The sequence below is a fragment of the Bacteroides sp. OF03-11BH genome (assembly GCF_003604005.1).
Lineage (GTDB): Bacteria > Bacteroidota > Bacteroidia > Bacteroidales > Bacteroidaceae > Bacteroides > Bacteroides ovatus.
In genome coordinates, this window is record NZ_QTMW01000031.1 from 13,147 (window position 1) to 30,562 (window position 17,416).

Annotated in this window: 20 protein-coding genes; all 20 read left to right on the forward strand. The window is 36.9% G+C overall.

Annotation, left to right across the window (positions count from 1 at the left end; all coding sequences use genetic code 11):
* Positions 1-12: 12 nt before the first annotated feature.
* The 20 genes from DXA54_RS19175 (at position 13) to DXA54_RS19270 (ending at position 17,412) form a co-directional block, all read left to right on the forward strand.
* Complete coding sequence (locus DXA54_RS19175) at positions 13-822, forward strand: glycosyltransferase family 32 protein (RefSeq protein ID WP_032849305.1); 810 nt, start codon at positions 13-15, stop codon at positions 820-822.
* 77 nt (positions 823-899) lie between these two features.
* A complete protein-coding gene (locus DXA54_RS19180) occupies positions 900-1,289 on the forward strand; it encodes an acyltransferase family protein (protein ID WP_229096975.1) in 390 nt (129 codons plus the stop codon).
* Between the two features lie 82 nt (positions 1,290-1,371).
* Positions 1,372-1,809, forward strand: a complete 438-nt coding sequence (locus DXA54_RS19185) for a hypothetical protein (protein ID WP_233476925.1) — start codon at positions 1,372-1,374, stop codon at positions 1,807-1,809.
* A gap of 6 nt (positions 1,810-1,815) precedes the next feature.
* Entirely contained in the window at positions 1,816-2,784 is a 969-nt protein-coding gene (locus DXA54_RS19190; RefSeq protein ID WP_120080419.1) for a glycosyltransferase family 2 protein, read from the forward strand.
* 1 nt (position 2,785) lies between these two features.
* Positions 2,786-3,823: a hypothetical protein gene (locus tag DXA54_RS19195; protein WP_120080421.1), complete on the forward strand. Its 1,038-nt coding sequence runs from the start codon at positions 2,786-2,788 to the stop codon at positions 3,821-3,823.
* On the forward strand, positions 3,820-5,787 hold the full coding sequence (locus DXA54_RS19200; protein ID WP_120080423.1) for a pyruvate formate lyase family protein: 1,968 nt from the start codon (positions 3,820-3,822) through the stop codon (positions 5,785-5,787). The genes DXA54_RS19195 and DXA54_RS19200 overlap by 4 nt, the downstream gene beginning before the upstream one ends.
* Positions 5,777-6,565, forward strand: coding sequence for a 4Fe-4S cluster-binding domain-containing protein (locus DXA54_RS19205; protein WP_120080425.1), 789 nt, complete (start codon positions 5,777-5,779; stop codon positions 6,563-6,565). Before DXA54_RS19200 ends, DXA54_RS19205 begins: the two co-directional genes overlap by 11 nt.
* A complete protein-coding gene (glf, locus tag DXA54_RS19210) occupies positions 6,562-7,692 on the forward strand; it encodes a UDP-galactopyranose mutase (RefSeq protein WP_120080427.1) in 1,131 nt (376 codons plus the stop codon). Before DXA54_RS19205 ends, glf begins: the two co-directional genes overlap by 4 nt.
* A gap of 1 nt (position 7,693) precedes the next feature.
* Complete coding sequence (locus DXA54_RS19215; RefSeq protein ID WP_074708508.1) at positions 7,694-8,698, forward strand: galactofuranosyltransferase; 1,005 nt, start codon at positions 7,694-7,696, stop codon at positions 8,696-8,698.
* Positions 8,699-8,756: 58 nt separating this feature from the next.
* Positions 8,757-9,950, forward strand: coding sequence for an O-antigen ligase family protein (locus tag DXA54_RS19220; protein ID WP_074708511.1), 1,194 nt, complete (start codon positions 8,757-8,759; stop codon positions 9,948-9,950).
* A 171-nt stretch (positions 9,951-10,121) separates the two neighbouring features.
* Positions 10,122-11,180: a glycosyltransferase family 4 protein gene (locus DXA54_RS19225; RefSeq protein ID WP_120080429.1), complete on the forward strand. Its 1,059-nt coding sequence runs from the start codon at positions 10,122-10,124 to the stop codon at positions 11,178-11,180.
* A 10-nt stretch (positions 11,181-11,190) separates the two neighbouring features.
* Entirely contained in the window at positions 11,191-12,285 is a 1,095-nt protein-coding gene (locus DXA54_RS19230; RefSeq protein WP_074708514.1) for a glycosyltransferase, read from the forward strand.
* Positions 12,286-12,296: 11 nt separating this feature from the next.
* A complete protein-coding gene (locus DXA54_RS19235) occupies positions 12,297-12,884 on the forward strand; it encodes a putative colanic acid biosynthesis acetyltransferase (protein ID WP_120080447.1) in 588 nt (195 codons plus the stop codon).
* 25 nt (positions 12,885-12,909) lie between these two features.
* Positions 12,910-14,025 carry a glycosyltransferase family 4 protein gene (locus tag DXA54_RS19240; RefSeq protein ID WP_074708516.1) on the forward strand — a complete coding sequence of 372 codons (1,116 nt, stop codon included), beginning with the start codon at positions 12,910-12,912 and terminating at the stop codon, positions 14,023-14,025.
* A complete protein-coding gene (locus DXA54_RS19245) occupies positions 14,018-14,587 on the forward strand; it encodes a DapH/DapD/GlmU-related protein (protein ID WP_230297196.1) in 570 nt (189 codons plus the stop codon). The genes DXA54_RS19240 and DXA54_RS19245 overlap by 8 nt, the downstream gene beginning before the upstream one ends.
* A gap of 8 nt (positions 14,588-14,595) precedes the next feature.
* Entirely contained in the window at positions 14,596-15,075 is a 480-nt protein-coding gene (locus DXA54_RS19250) for a hypothetical protein (RefSeq protein ID WP_004313228.1), read from the forward strand.
* Positions 15,076-15,116: 41 nt separating this feature from the next.
* Entirely contained in the window at positions 15,117-15,542 is a 426-nt protein-coding gene (locus DXA54_RS19255; RefSeq protein WP_229096967.1) for a glycosyltransferase, read from the forward strand.
* Positions 15,543-15,572: 30 nt separating this feature from the next.
* Positions 15,573-16,328, forward strand: coding sequence for a glycosyltransferase family 2 protein (locus DXA54_RS19260; RefSeq protein ID WP_008651635.1), 756 nt, complete (start codon positions 15,573-15,575; stop codon positions 16,326-16,328).
* A gap of 405 nt (positions 16,329-16,733) precedes the next feature.
* Positions 16,734-17,027: a nucleotidyltransferase family protein gene (locus tag DXA54_RS19265; RefSeq protein ID WP_004311443.1), complete on the forward strand. Its 294-nt coding sequence runs from the start codon at positions 16,734-16,736 to the stop codon at positions 17,025-17,027.
* Positions 17,020-17,412 (forward strand): DUF86 domain-containing protein, encoded by a 393-nt coding sequence (locus DXA54_RS19270; RefSeq protein WP_008644079.1) that lies wholly within the window; start codon positions 17,020-17,022, stop codon positions 17,410-17,412. The genes DXA54_RS19265 and DXA54_RS19270 overlap by 8 nt, the downstream gene beginning before the upstream one ends.
* Positions 17,413-17,416 lie beyond the last annotated feature (4 nt).

The following is a 17,416-nucleotide window of genomic DNA, read 5'->3' on the forward strand; positions in this document are numbered from 1 at the left end:
TAACATTCTAATATGATACCTAAAATAATACATTATTGTTGGTTGAGTAACGACCCGATGCCTGCAGAGCTCAAACGTTGCATTAAAAGTTGGAAGAGAAAGCTTCCTGATTATAAAATAAAGAAATGGGATACACACAATTTTGATATTTATTCCATCCCTTTTGTAGCAGAAGCATGTAAGATGCGAAAATGGGCATTTGCTTGTGATTATATTCGTGTATATGTACTTTATACGGAAGGGGGAATATATATGGATTCAGATGTTTTTGTCAGGAATAGTTTAGACTTTTGTCTTGCTAACAGGGCATTTAGTGCGGTAGAGTGTTATCCGGACTTAGTGGAGAAAATTTATGCTGAAGGGTCGGTTGATGCGGAAGGTAACAAAAGAAAAGATATTCAATATATAGACGGAATTCAGATTCAGGCGGCTATTCTTGGTGCGGAAAAAGGACATCCTTTTATGAGGGATTGTATGAACTATTATCATGATAAGCATTTTATATTGCCGGATGGTTCATTGAATAATAAAATTATTTCTCCTTTTATTTTTGCAAATATTGCGATTGATTATGGTTTCAAATTTAAGGATGAAGAACAGGATTTGAAGAGTGGATTAAAAATTTATTCGTCAAGTTTGTTTGCAAGTAATATGGAGCTTATAACAGAGAAAGCCGTTGCAATACATTGCTGTGCCGGTAGTTGGCGTTGGATGCCTTCCTCATCAATGGCGTATGCTGTGCAGTATATGAAAGAAATAATCAAAAACATACTTTTCAGATTACATTTGAGAGGCGGCAAAACTAGAGGAACTTTGAAATAATTTGTATTTTTATTATGCGTATAGATTCACTTGATATTTTAAAAGGGATAGGTATTATCCTTGTGGTAGTTGGTCACATGATTGGGAATCAACTATATATCCGTCCATGGATATATGCATTTCACATGCCTCTTTTTTTCATGCTATCGGGATACTGCTTCAATATAGCGAAGCATCCTCAATTGTTACCGTTTGCTGTAAGTAGGGTTTGGACACTTCTCGTTCCTTGTGTTCTATATACGGTGGTTAGTCTTGTAGTTTCTCCGGAATATATTTGTGAAGGGAGATATTATGAACTGAAGACATTGCTTCCCGGCGCACTTTGGTTTCTTCCAATATTATTTATAGTAGAAGTTCTAGGGTATAACGTGGCTCGCTTTAAGGGGGGGGGTAAAAATATTTGTCATATTGCTATGCGTGGTCTTAGCTGCTTGCTTTCGTTTTTGGGAATTCCCTTTAACATATAGGCTTATTCAAATTCCAATGTGTCTTTTGTTCTATCTAATAGGAAATTCATTGAGAAAATATGCTATTGTTGAAAGGTTTTTGATGAATAGCAATTGGATGTCTTTGTGGAAATATTGTTTGTTGGGTTTGTTGGGGTGTGTTTTGACTTATGTATATGTGAGAACTGATGCGTTAAAACATAGTCAGGAAATTTTAAACTATTTTGAGATAGGGATGGTTCTTGCTTGTTTCAGTGCTATTGTCGGCGTAGCTTCGTTCTCGGTTTTTTCTATGAAAAGAATGCCTAAATTAGGAAATGTATTGATATATATAGGTAGAAATACATTGATAATTATGTCTGTTCAGGGTATATTTATATCATTAGCTGATTATTTTTTGCGTCCATTGATACCGTCGTTTGCTATCGGTAAGTTAGTTCAGTTTATTTTTGTATTTTCCTGCTGTTTGATAATGATACCACTAATCAATAAATACATTCCTGTACTAGCCGGTAAAGGGATAAAACATCGTTCACTTTAATTAAATATGTTTCTTTCAGTTATTATTCCTGTATACAACGTAGAACCTTATTTGCATCGTTGTATTGATAGTGTCATAGCCCAAGATATGGGTGATGAAATAGAATTGCTGTTGGTGGATGACGGTAGCAAAGATGCATCGGGGGCAATATGTGATGAATATGCATCGAAGTATAGTTGGATTCATGCCTTTCATATTCCCAACGGAGGAGTAGGCAATGCGCGTAATTATGGTATTGAACATGTTCAAGGTGAATACTTTACTTTTATAGACTCGGATGATTTTCTTGATCCCGGTCTTTATAAAGAAGTGTTGAGATTGCATCGTCAAAATCCTTCAGATGTATATGTATTTGGTTATAAAGATTATCCTATCGACGGCAGCGGTGGACATGTGTTGAAACAATGTCGGTGTGACAATGCCGAATCGTTGGCGCAGTTATATTTGGATATGAAACGGAACTATCTGATGTTTCCGGTTGTCAACAAATTTTTTAATTTTGTTGACAACCGGAATTCCCGGTTGTCAACAAATCTCCACTATTTTGAGGATTGCCTCTTTGCTCTTGATTGTCTGGGCAGAGCAAAATCTGTAGGAGTGATTGACCAGATTGCTTATAATTATGTGCATCATCCGGGAGAACATTTAGGTGGAAAATATACCGAGCCTAGAGTGATTGTCGAAGTGGCACGTGAATTGAAGAGGCGAAGTGACTTACTTCCTCAAAGTGATGAACTGACTCAATATACAATTCTTGAATATTATAATAACATGCTTCATGCGGTTGATAGCAGCCGTGGCATAAAGCAAAGATTACAATATATACGCATACTTTTGAGAGAAATCGAAACACTTGGTTTCAAGACTGAATTCAAGAAGTATCTAGGCAGGAGAAAGATGCTGATACGGTTCTCCACTCCTGTGAGTGTACTTTTGATGTGTCTCTTACGTAATTTAATCCTAAAATTCAGATGATATGTATCAAAATTATAAAGTTGTAGTGAATACGGCTGCAGGTCGCCGCCGTTATATGCAATATTTGGTTCCTCCCATTTTGAATGCTGATATTGTAGATCGGTATGATATATGGGTTAATACTCACAATATGGTGGATATTGAGTTCTTTAAAAAGCTTGCGAAGAAATATCCGAAAGTTAATTTGGTGTGGCAACCGGACGGAGTCGTTAATGGTATTGCGAGCATTAATGCATTTTATCGTGATTGTTGTGACAAAGATACTATTTATATGAAACTTGATGATGATGTGGTATGGTTTGAACCGGAATTATTCGAGAAGATGGTAAAGTTTCGTGTGGATAATCCAGAGTATTTTTTAGTATCACCGCTCGTAATCAATAACGCTTTGTCTACTTATCTTTTACAGGTGCATAATAAAATCAAGTTGGATAAGTATTATATGAGTATCTGTATGGAGAGGACTATTAGTTTGGACGGTTGGTTTGCAGCGGATTTGCACAATTGGTTCATGGAGAAGTATCTTACTACTGGTAAGTATCAAGAGTTATATGTTGGTAAACATCCTATGGCAATGGGGCGTTTTTCAATCAACTGTATTTTATGGTTTGGTGGTGAAATGGCTGAATTCAAGGGCGAAGTGCCTGGAGATGATGAAGAGTTTTTGAGTTGTATCAAGCCAACTCAACTAGGCAAAGCTAACTGCTTTAATGGTGATGCGCTGATTGCTCATTTCGCTTTTGGAACTCAACGGGAAGGACTCGATAAGATGGATATTCTGAATCGATATGGTAATATATTGCATGAATTATGGAAGCAAGATGAAACAATGCGTAAGATCGATGTTTCTGTACAACAAATGATGGAGGAAGTGGAAACGCGTGAGGATGAATTGAGCGCTCTTCCATCTCCATACAGGCATGTGCCTAAAGAAAGAGAAACTTTTGCAATGCGTTGGGGAAAGAAACTGCCGGAAAAGGTGAGGTGCGCCATCAGAGAGTTGCAACGTAAACGGCAATATAAATTCATAGAGAGATGAAAAATACGATAAAAAAAGTAATGCCCATGCGGCTTGTTACTTTGGTCAGATGTGTGAAGAGCCATCGTGCTGAAGGTAAAATGGACATGATACTTGGAGGTTTAAAGGATTTTCAGTGTCAAAAGTGGGTGTATTCGCACGCTAAGGATGAAGAGACAGCCTATCTTGAACAGTTGGAAAAGATATGCCGTAAGATTGAAATCGATGAAAACAATTATTTCTTTTATCCATATTCCAAGACGCTTCACCGCTTTTTCCCCACGCACGCTATGAACATTTTAAGCATTACTCCGGCTTATGAAGAGGTGCTTGCGACAGACTTTGCTGCAATGGGAGAAAATAGAGTGGTGCGAGCGTTGAAAATCTTAGTTGACAGAGTGACTGAAAAGCAATCTTGCGTAGTGCGTTTTATGGAGGTGACACGCCTTTGTAGGCGTGTCTTGTATCCTTCTGATTCTTTCGAGGGAGCACTACAGAAAATTCTGTTTTTTCATGCGATGCTTTGGCAAATGGAGCATGGGCATAATGGCCTGGGGCGATTGGATATGGCTCTGTTCCCTTACTATAAGAAAGATATTGAAGAGGGGCGGCTTACGAGAGAAAAAGCTGAAGTCATTCTTCGGGAGATGATTGCTCTTATCGGATCGCAGACGCATCAAAAAAGCGCTACACTTTATGGAGATACCGGACAATATATCCTTTTGGGAGGTTTCGATAAAGAAGGTCGGAATGTGGAGAATGAGTTGACTCACCTTTTTCTGGGAATATTCGCCACACTTTCCATTCCTGATCCAAAACTGATTTTAAGAGTAAATAATCATACATCAAAGTCTGTCTATGACGCTACTGCCCGGTGTTTACTCAAAGGGAATGGGTCACCTCTGATTTTGAATGAGGATAAGGTGATACCTCTGATGGAGAGGTTTGGCTATGCTCCGGAAGATTGTTACAACTTAGGGACTAGCGCCTGTTGGGAGCCGCTAATCCTAGGGAAGAGTTTTGACCAGAATAATAATCTTAACAGTATTTCTCCTTTGAAAGCTGTCAATAATGCTATAATGATGGCGTCTTCTTATACAGCGGACTTTGAAGCCTTTATGCGGTTGTTTGAACAATGTCTGGAAGAGAATATCAGAAGTTGCGCTCACGACTTGGTAATGGATTGTTCTCCTTTGTTTACATTGTTGTTTTCGGATGCCACGAAGTCGGGAAAGGATATCAGTAAGGGAGGAGCGAAGTATGCTTATCATGGAATGTTAGTGGTCGGTTTGCCTAATACCATCAATGCTTTGCTTAATATAAAGGAACTGGTGTTTAAGCAAAAGTTACTTACTCTTAAAGAGTGCAAGGACGTGATAGAGCATAATTTTGAAAACGCGGCGGATCTTAGGGGCTTGCTTCAGTCGCAACCTCTCAAGTTTGGGAAAGTTGATGACAGTGTTTTGCGATTAACTAATCGGGTGAGTGATAAAATTGAATCAGTTGTTTCGAATATTCGCATCAATGGAAGGCGGGCAAAAGTGGGGTTTAGCTCACCCAACTATATTTCTCAAGCATTTGATATAGAAGCGTCTATGGATGGGCGTCGTTCGGGTGAACCTCTCTCTACGCATATATCGCCGGTTGGGAAAAATATTGATATTGTGGAGGTTATCAACTTTGCGTCTTTGATGAATTATGAGGGTTGTCGTATCAATGGAAATGTGGTGGACTTTATTATACCTGCGGCTTTTAATAGGCATGTGGATAAATTGAGCGAACTGTTGAATGACAGTGTGCAGCGTGGATTATACGAACTTCAGTTGAATGTGTTGGACAAAAATACATTAATTGATGCACGAAATCATCCGGAAAAGTATCCTAACTTAGTTGTTCGTGTATGGGGATTTAGCGCATATTTTAATGAACTTCCGGATGAATATAAAGTAAACCTAATAAATCGGGCAGAGGCGTATGAGTGCTGAACGGCAATTATTGGTAACAGCTGTTCAAAGAATGACTTTAGATGATGGAAGCGGTTTACGTACAACTGTGTTTTTTAAAGGGTGTCCTCTTAAGTGTCCTTGGTGCTGCAATCCGGAGACTCAATCCAGCAAACCTGAAACTTTTTACAATGAAGAAAGATGTGCAGTTTTTAAGGGGAGTAAATATTGTGGTAGTTGTAATGATGTTTTTAATTTGGAAAACACTTGTCCTTTTGGTGCGAGGGAATCTGTGGGCGAATGGTTTGCTTTGGATCAACTTAAAGCCAAAATTGAAGCGAGTGGGTATCGGAGGGTCACCTTCTCCGGAGGTGAGCCTTTGTTACAAGGTGAAAGTCTCTGTGCATTGATAAGAAGCTTGAAAGAGGAAGAATATAATATAGCAGTGGAAACCGCACTTTCTGTCCCCCCTCTTGCAGAAATGTTCCAGTGGGTGGATGAATGGATTGTTGATTTGAAATTTCAATCTCCTTATTATACTTTTTTCCCTACTATAAAATTATCTAATGCAACTTACCGATTGGTTGTATTTGCAGAACTGCTAGATAATATCGATTGGCTATCTTGGCTTGTCGAACAATTAAAGAACTATTCTGTAAACTCTATAGAATTATTGAGCTATCATACGTTGGGACACGCAAAATATCAACGATTGAAACGTTGCTTCTCAACATTTACGACTCCGACAGCAGAGGATATTTCAAGAATATCATCCGCACTTGTTGAAGCTGGTATAAAAACAAGATATTTACATATATGAAACAGTATGATTATTTGATAGTGGGTTCCGGACTTTTTGGATCCACTTTTGCCTGTATGGCTAAACGACAAGGTAAGAAATGTTTGGTCATTGATAAGCGTCCACAGCTGGGTGGCAATCTTTATTGTGAAAATATAGAAGGAATAAATGTTCACCAATATGGAGCGCATATCTTTCATACTTCAAACAAAGAAGTGTGGGATTTTGTCAACTCTATAGTGGAGTTTAACCGATATACCAATTCACCGGTGGCTAATTATAAAGGCAAACTTTATAATCTTCCCTTTAATATGAATACCTTCTATCAGATGTGGGGCGTGACAACTCCTCTTGAAGCTGAAGCTAAATTGGAGGAACAGCGGACGGAAGCAAAAGTTGCTCTTAATGGTCGTGAACCTGAAAATTTGGAAGAACAGGCGCAGCTTCTTATTGGAAAAGATATTTATGAAATACTCATCAAGGGATATACTGAAAAACAATGGGGACGATCTTGTACAGAATTGCCTGCTTTTATCATTCGTAGATTGCCGGTACGTATGGTATTCGATAATAACTATTTTAATGACAAATATCAAGGAATTCCAATCGGTGGCTATAATAAACTGATTGCTGGTCTATTGAATGGTGTAGAGTGTCGTCTGAATTGTGATTTTGGGGAGAATCGTGAAGAACTGACAGCTCTTGCCGATAAGATTGTTTATACAGGTGCGATAGATGAGTTCTATGGTTATCGTTTGGGGCGTTTGCAATATCGCACCGTATCTTTTGAAACAGAGATCTATGATACTGCCAACTATCAAGGTAATGCTGTAGTGAATTATACTGACCGAGGAGTACCCTATACTCGTATCATTGAGCATAAACATTTTGAGATGTTTGGTCAGCAACTTTTGGATTGTCCGAAAACTGTAGTTAGCAAAGAGTATTCTACAGAATGGAAACCTGGTATGGAGCCCTATTATCCAGTAAATGATACTCTAAATAATGATTTAGCCGATAAATATCGTGCATTAGCAGCTCACGAAAAAGATATCATCTTTGGAGGTCGATTGGCTGAATACAAATATTATGATATGGCTCCTATTGTGAAAAGGGTTTTTGAAATAGTTAAATCACAAGGTTTATAAAATGAAGAAATACATACTTATTATTAAAACTATAACAAATGATAAACTTAGTAAATCTTTAATAGGTGGTGGAGCAAGTGTTAAGGCTCCTCAAGATATACATAAAATTGCTTTACAAAATGGTTATGAAGAATATCCTATCATTTTGAGAGGGTATAAGAATAAGCTACTTTTTATTGTTGTTTTATTCCTAAAAATGATTCGTCTTGCTATCAATTTACCTAATGGTGCAACATTGTTGATTCAGTATCCAAGTTTAAATCCTAAAATGCTTTATTTTATTCTTCCTTTCTTGAAAAAAAAATATCTGATAACATTGTTGCATGATATTAATTCTGTAAGAGAAAAAGGGGAGCTATCGGGCTTTGAGAATAAGGTTTTGTCAAATTTTGATGAAATAATTGTGCATACACCTGAAATGCAAACTTATTTTGAGCAGCGATTGAGACCGGGTATTAAATATCATTATTTAGGTTGTTTCCCTTATATTGCAGTCCCAGATAAAGAAGCACGTCAGTTAAGTAAGCAGGTTTGTTTCGCAGGTAATATAGATAAGAGCGTGTTTTTTAGTGATTTTGTTTTTGAGAATAAAGATTTAGATCTTATAGTATATGGTTCTTGTTCCTCAAATAATGCTATGAAGAATAAATATGAGTATAAAGGAGTTTTTAAGCCTGATATAATTGGTCACTTAGAAGGGAGTTGGGGACTTGTTTGGGACGGAGATTCCACAGAAACCTGCTCTGGTACATGGGGGAGTTATCTTAAAATTATTGCACCTCATAAATTTTCGTTATATGTGTTAGCTGGATTACCATTAATAGTATGGAAGGATTCGGCGATGGCGAAATTGGTAGAGATGAAGAATATTGGTATTACCGTGACATCGCTTTCAGAGATTTCTGCTAGAATTTCTGCTGTTTCAGATAATGATTATAAAGAATATTGTGCTAATATTCTAAAATTCCAGCCAGTTCTATTGAAGGGTGAAAATGTGTGTTTGTAGAACATTGGGTATTATAGCCATATAGGAATGCATAATTTCTAGTAAATTTTATTATTATATGTTGGGTCTTAGCTTGGTAATAATTAATCGTGATATTAAGGAATATTGTTTTCCTTCCTTAATGGCTTTTTTTCTTATTTGTTCAAATTCAATTATTTTTCCTGGTATATATACATTACTCATTGCATTTGGGTATGTGGCATTTTACAAAATTAGATATGGAACCTTTACCATTAAATATTCAAAACTAAATATCTTATTTCTTTTAGCCTGCTATATTTCTGTATTTTCAAATTTATATATCGATTATCGCATTCTTATGTTTACTGGGATGATGCTTATTTGTGCACCATTTTATGTATCTAAAAAAGTCTTCTTATTTGAACGCAAAATTTTATCTGTAATTTTATTATTTTTTCCTGTTGTATCAATGATAGCTATGTATTGCTATCTAAAAGGCATAAATGCCTTTGCACAGGAGGGGGTACATATTGACCTCTCTTTTTCGGCTATTTATTATCATCCTATGTGGTTAGCTCCTATTGCAGGATTAGCTAATGTTATTTTGTTGTGGTGTCTATTTCAGTTACAAAATAAATGTTTCAGATGTATTGTGTTGTCTATTTTGTTACTGTCTATTTATGTCACTGTTGTTGCTGCATCTCGTACTGCTCTTTTTGCATCCGTGATAACTATGGTGTTATACATTGTATACAATGCAAGAAATGTTAAAAAAATAATATTGTATTTGTTGGTTATAGGATTTCTTGCAACAATATCGATTCCTGTATATCTTGAGCATTCAACTCAAATACAAAATAAGTTTGAAGGGGGAAAAGGTGAAAAATATGGTTCTCGCTCTGCCCATTTTGGAGAGGGGTTTGAAAAATTAAATGAATCTCCTCTTATTGGAAGTGGATTTGCAACGGCTTGGTATAGAGGCGTACTTCATAAAGGTCGATTGGAGAGTGGTAGCGGATGGTTGTCTATATTATTTCAATTAGGTGCCCTAGGTGCAATAATAATGTTATTCATTCTAAAGAAAGTAACTCGAGTTTTTAAATATATTAGACATGATCGAAGGTTACAATTGTTTGTTATTTCTTTACTTTTTCTGTGTTTGCATTCTTGTTTTGAGGGGTATTTATTAACTGTCGGTTATTATATAGGTTTTGTATTTTGGCTTCTAATTTCTCATATAATATGTTATCCGGATATGGTGAAGAAGTACAAATTAAATTTTGAATCATGAAAATGTTTTCTTTGGATACTTTTGTTTACAGTGTATTGTTCTTTTGTATTGATTGTGATGGGTTGAATCTATTTAAAATATTTAATATCATTCTATCTTCATTCAGTTGATGTTCATGTGTTAATAGCTTATTTGTTATGATCTTTTTTATTTGCAAAATCTTGTATTGAAATGAACTTATTTTTTTTCCAAAATTGTATTAGTCCGCATCAGATACCTTTTATCGAAGAACTGTCAGTTTTTACAGATGTTGATAGGGTAGTGGTGATAGCTCCTCGTGTGGATTACGATGATCGAAAGCTGATGGGATGGAAAGCTTCTAACCTGCTTAAAGTAAGTAATGTTGAGTTTATTATTGCTTCTTCTGTTGATCAGGTGAAAAAGTTATATGAGTCATGTAAAGGTGAGGATACCTATTGCTTCTTTTCAGGTATTAATGCTTTTGCAGAGGTTGTGTCTTGGATGAAACTTTCACTAAATTATCCTTTTAAACGTGGAGTGATCACAGAACCTCCTTTACTTTATCATTATCCTTTATGGCAACACAGCCTAAGGTTTGCGTTGAAGGATTGGAAATATGTAAAACATTTCAACTATCTATTGGTGATGGGAGATGAGTTTGTGAATTATTATAGATTTTGGAGTAAACGATGGAAAGTATTGCCTTTTATATATTGTACGGAATGGAAAGAGCGGACTTTGCCTGTACCTATAACTGAAAAGCTTAAGGTCCTTTATGTTGGTAGTTTTTCGGACAGAAAGAATGTTGTGGCAATGTTTAGTATATTAAGCCAGAAGAGCGAACTGGAGCTAGGCTTAGTGGGTGATGGTGAGAAACGTACATTGATAGAAACGATGAATAAAGAAGCTAAGGCGAAAGTTATTCTTTATGGTATGCAGCCTATGAATAGGATTTCAGAGATTATGCAACAGTATGATGTCTTAGTTTTACCTTCTAAGCATGATGGCTGGGGGGCTGTGGTAAACGAGGCGCTGACAATGGGATTATATGTGGTTACTAGTAATCATTGCGGGGCTTCATATTTACTAAAAGATAGACAGCAAGGAATTGTATTTAATTTGGAAAGCTCCTCAAGTTTGAATAATGTGATAGATACTTGTATTGCTAATCGTGATTGGATAAGGAAAACTGTAAATGAGCGAATCGCGTGGAGCAAAGATCATATTTCATGTAAGGCTGTGGCACATTATTTTATGCAGAATTTATAATCGAAAGTTTATGAAAGTAGTACACTATATTCCTTCTATTGGAAAATCAGGTGGGGGGGTAAGTGCATATTTACAGTTATTATCACATAATTTGGGACAGTTAGTGGAGTTGCATATTGTATGTCATCTCTGTGATAATGAATTGCAACTAACTAATTGCAAAGTGCATTATATAGAGAGCAGCATTAAGCATCCACTAAAGATGAAGCATGAGTTCTGCGCTTTGCTTGATAATTTAAAGCCTGATGTAGTACATGTTAATGGTTGCTGGATGTTACAATGTTCATGGACTGTGTTTTGGGCTAAAGCGAAAGGGTATCCGGTTGCTCTTTCACCGCATGGCATGCTTGAACCTTGGGATATCAAGAAGAATTATTGGATAAAGAAACTGCCTGCATTATTACTATATCAGAAACACAGCATCAAGATAAGTGATGTACTTGTAGCAACAGCAGAGAAAGAGAAAGAGAATCTTTTAGCATTGGGATATAATTCAAATGTAGCTGTTGTCCCCAATGGGGTAATCGTTGATGGTATTGGTTGCAAAGAATCGTGGGAAGAGCGGAAACAAATACTTTTCCTGGCACTTTATCGTAAGAATAAAGGTATTGACATTTTGATGGAAGCTGTAGCTAAAATAAAGCAACAACTTAATGGGTGGAAGATAGTGATAGCAGGTATTGAATCTGATTATACTGTAGTAGAGTTGAATGAAATGGCTATCCGATTAAATATATCAGATATGGTAGATGTTGTAGGCGGATTGTTCGGAGATGATAAGTGGGATGCTTATTGTTCTTCGGATGTGTTTGTACTTCCTACTCTTAATGAGAATTTTGGCATTGTGATAGCAGAATCGTATCTCTGTGGAACACCTGTAATTACTACGAAGGGAGCCCCTTGGTCGATGATTGAGAAGTATAACTGTGGATGGTGGATAGATAGAACTGTGGATGAATTAACTTATGCCATAATTGATTTTGTCCATACTCCTATTGAGAAGCGTAGACTGATGGGCCTGCGAGGTCGTCAATTGGTAAAGGAGCGCTTTGCAAGTGATATTGTTGCAAAGCAAATAGTAGAATTGTATAACTCAATAATATGACAAAAGATTTGATGGAGTTTAAAACTCCATATTCAAAGAGTAATAAATTACGTCGTTTAGTATGGGGCGTAGTTTGGACTTGTTTTGCCCGTCCATTTCCTCGCTCTATGGCGATGGGATGGAAACGTATGCTACTTCGTGCTTTTGGGGCTAAGATCGCGTCTACTGCTGTTGTGTATGCTACTGCTCGGGTATTTCAACCGTGGCTGCTAATAATGGATGATTATGCTTGTTTGGCCGATGGGGTAGACTGTTATAATGCAGCGCCCATTCATATAGGGCGTAATGCTACGGTAAGTCAACGGGCTTTTCTTTGTACTGCAGGGCATAATATTATGGACCCACATCATCATCAAATTGATGCTCCGATTGTAATTGAAGAACAGGCATGGGTATGTGCTGAAGCCTTTGTTATTCAAGGGGTCACGGTAGGTCAGGGAGCTGTATGTGCTGCTCGTGCAGTGGTGATTAAAGATGTTGAACCATGGACTGTGGTTGGAGGAAATCCAGCAAAGTTTATAAAGAAAAAAGTGTTAATAAATGTTAGCGGGGGGGGGGGGGAACCCTTATCTCTTATTTTATATAATCAGTCGGCTTGATGCTGCATAATATCATTGAGCTGACATGAAAGTAAATATAATAACAGGGCCTTTTGGCTGTCTACCCCCATATGCTATTGGAGCAGTGGAAAAATTATGGTACTCTATCGGTACAGATATGAGAAATAAGGGACATCAAGTCATCTTTATATCTAAGAAACCACTAAAAGAGAGTTCTATGGATGATAATCTTCTTCTGCATGGCTATGAAAGAACTGGATCTTGGGTAAAGGACTTTGTTCTGGATTTTGTTTTTTCAATAAAGGCATTAAGTAAAATGCCTAAATGTGATATGCTTGTGCTTAATTCAATATGGAGCCCTATTCTTTGTCTATTATTTAAATGGAAGTATCGTAGGGCTTTATATAATGTGGCACGATTTCCGAAGAAACAGATGGGGGCGTATTTTGCTATGAGTAGTTTGGCATGTGTGTCAACTGCAGTTTACAATGCATTAATAGAACAGAGTCCGAGTATGAAATCTAGGGCTTGTGTCATACCCAATCCGATTGATACTCATATATTCTGTAATGAACACATGGTAAAAACTCTTTCAGATAGTCCGGAAGTGGTTTATTCTGGCAGAGTACATAAAGAAAAGGGATTGGATATATTAGTAAAAGCAGTGACAAGACTCCATGAGGTGGGGATATCTGTTGGATTACGGATAATTGGTGCAACGAAAATAGAAGACGGAGGTAGTGGTGAAGACTATGTAGATTATTTAGAATCTTTAGTAAGAGGATACAGGATAACATGGGTGGAACCTATTTTCTCACCTAGTTTGTTGGCAAAAGAAATACGTAAAGGTGATATTTTTTGCTATCCTTCTATAGCTGGATTAGGTGAGACATTCGGTGTAGCCCCTCTTGAGGCAATGGGCTTAGGATTGGTTCCTATTGTTTCGAATTTAGATTGTTTTAAGGACTTTATAGTGGATAATGAGAACGGATTGGTCTTTGATCATACTGATGTACGATGTGATGAATTGTTAGCTAATTGTTTAATGCGCTTATTATCAGATGAAAAAATGTATTCAGAAATGTCAGCGAAAGCAATTAAAAAGTCTGCAGGTTTTAGTGTGAGTAGAGTGTCTGATATGTATATGAGTATTTTTAAAAAAGTATTAGGTGGTGAGTGAGCTTTATCGTAAAAATAAGAACCAACGTGATGCGTATTCTAGCCCATGGCCAAAGAAAGAAGCAATCATGATTCGTATATGGGAAGTGGTTTGGACACTTTTTGTAAGGTGGTTGCCAAAACCTTTTTATCGGTGGCATATATTTCTATTGAAACTGTTTGGTGCACATATTAGTGGTCATCCTTTTATTGCACCTACTGCCCGTATATATGCCCCATGGCTTTTAACCGTAGGAGATAGGTCTTGTATAGCGACTCGAAGCGAAATATATAATTTGGGACCTGTTATTATAAAAGAAAGAGTAACCATAGCACAGTATGCTTATATCTGTAATGGATCCCATGACTTATCTGATAATAAATTACCTTTGGTTGTAGGTGATGTGGTTATTGACAATGATGTGTTTATTGGAGCAAGAGCCATAATTCTGCCAGGATTACATCTTTGTCGATATTCGGTTGTTGGTGCTGGCGCAGTACTTACCAAAAATACTACTGATTTTGGCATTTATGCAGGTAATCCTGCAAGATTTATAAAAGAAAGAAATATTTATGGTGAATAATCATTATTATGGTGGCTCTTATGTTGCATAAATCTCCTAAAATCTGTTTAGCTTGTTCGGCAGGCGGGCATTTACGTGAGCTACAATTGGCTATCGGTGCTATTCCCGAGCAATGGGATTGCTATTGGCTTACCTTAAAAACGACATCAACTAAAGCTTTTATGGCAGACAAGGAACATGTATTTTTAGTGAATTTTCAACCAGCAAAGAAATGGACACTGATAGTGAACTGTTTGCAAGCAATATTCTGGGTGCTGGTGAAACGCCCAGATGTAATCATTACTACAGGAGCTGGTGTGACTGTACCTACGGTTTTTTTCGCAAAAAAACTATTGGGGACAAAAGTAATATTTGTTAATTCGGCTGCTGATGTGACACATGCTTCTAAAACTCCCGTATGGATAGAACGGTATAGTGATCTATTTTTGGTCCAATGGGAAGAGATGCGGCAATTATTTCCTAATTCAATTTGTTGTGGTGTTTTATGATTTTTGCTAGTTTAGGTACAATGAACATAGCCTTCAATCGTATGGCAAAAGCCGTGGATGAATGGGCAGCTATAACTAAGGAAGAGGTGATAGTACAAACTGGGTATACAGATTATCCCTACAAACATGCGAAAGCTTTTAAATTTTGTACAAAGGAGCAGATGAAGGGTTATATTTCTAGAGCTGATATATTAATACTTCAAGGTGGCTGGGGAGCAATATCGGAAGCGATGGAATTGAGGAAAAGAATAGTTGTGATACCAAGATATGACAAGGTAGAGCATATCCATGACCAATTTCAATTAATTAGGAAATTGGATACTTTGGGATGTGTGCTAGGGGTATTTGACGAAAGGGAGCTTGCTGCAAAAATGGAACAGGCAAAAACTTTTGAGTTTAAGCAAATAGAGAAAGGAAACGCACAGAAACTGATTGAGAAGAAACTGCAGGAGTGGTTTCCGAGATGACAATAATTAGCGAGTTCAAAATAGAATCTTATGAAAGTATCTATAATAACGTCATGCTTTAATCGTGTGGCGACGATTCGTGGTGCTATAGAGAGTGTCTTGGCGCAGGACTATAATAACATAGAGTTTATTGTTGTAGATGGGGCGAGTACAGATGGTTCGTTAGAGATTATTAGAGAATATGAAGATCGTATATCAACTATTATCAGTGAGCCTGATCATGGTATGTATGAAGCCATCAATAAGGGAATTCGTGTGGCTACAGGTGATGTAATCGGATTGCTACATTCGGATGATTTCTTTTATGATAATGGGGTCATAAGCCGCATTGTGGAACACATGAAGACTACTCGAGCGGATTTTCTGTATGGTGACGGACTTTTTGTGAATCCCGATAATACTGACAAGGTAGTACGTAACTGGATTGGCGGTGATTATCGTTTGTGGAAGGTACGTCATGGCTGGCTTCCATTACATCCTACTTGTTATATTCGCCGCGAGGTAATGATGAGACTAGGTCTTTATAACGAAAGTTATAAGATTGCTGCGGATAGTGAACTGCTGGTGCGTTATCTGATGACGGGCGGACTTTCTGTTACTTATTTGAAAGAGTATGTTGTACGTATGCGTATGGGAGGGCTTTCTACTGATAGTGCTAAGCGTAAGAAAATGTGGGGAGAGGACATTAGAGTGTATTCCTCTCACGGTCTATGGCCTACTCTGACTAAATTAGAGAAGATGGCATGGAAAGTACCACAGTTTGTATTGGCATTATTGAAAGGATAATGGCAATTAAATGAAATTGATCGTTGATTTGTGTTGATCAACTAGCCACTTTCTAAAAATAAACTTCTGAAGATTATTAGCCTATAATATAACGAAATATGTAGGTCCCTAACTTCATGCTACACACATGAATCCCCTACATTCTGCAGGTTGGGAAAAATACAGCGGTATATTCCTGATCTGTCCCCTCATATTGGCAAAATGCTGATATGTATTCTAAATATATCAACTGTCTGTGAAGATCGTTGATATATTGTTTTTTTAATACCATGCTTATTGATTAAAGATAATATTCAGATTTCTAGTTTTGTATAATAGAAAGAATTAGAATATTTTTTATTGATTATCTATTGTGTTTTTGAAAGAAAATGCATTTCTTTGTAATATAGATAAAAGCAATTTATTATGTTGACTACTGTAGAATACTTATCTTTGCTTCGTGAGTATATGCGCAAGAATGCTGCTAAATATGGTATTTCTCGCATGGGGATATTTGGCTCCGTTGCTCGTGGTGAACAACATGAGGGTAGTGATGTCGATATTTGTGTTGAAATTGATAGACCTTCTATCTTTACTTTAGTTCATATTAAAGAAGAATTGGAAAAACTATTGAAATGCCCTGTTGATCTGGTTCGGTTGCGAAATAATATGGATGAATTATTGAGAGGGTGTATCAATAAAGATGGAATTTATGTGTAAAAGTCAGATAATAGAATCATTGCTAAAGAAAATTTTCCAAACGGTGGAAAGGATATTAGCGAACTCGGAAACTATTACTTCCCCTTCTTTTTATTTATTGACTCCATCCGGAATGGAAAGACTAGAGAGTACTTGTATGTTATTAATAGCCATCGGTGAAGGAGTGAAAGGTGTTGATAAATTAACAGATAAAAAGTTATTATCTTTCTATCCAGAGATGGATTGGAAAGGTGTAATGGGAATGAGGGATATAATCGCACATCATTATTTTGATTTAGATGCTGAAATTGTTTATGACGTGATAAAACATGATTTGCCGAAGTTAAAAGATGTGTTGCAACAAATCATAGACGATTTGAAAATATCCAATCAAGCGATTGACTAAATGG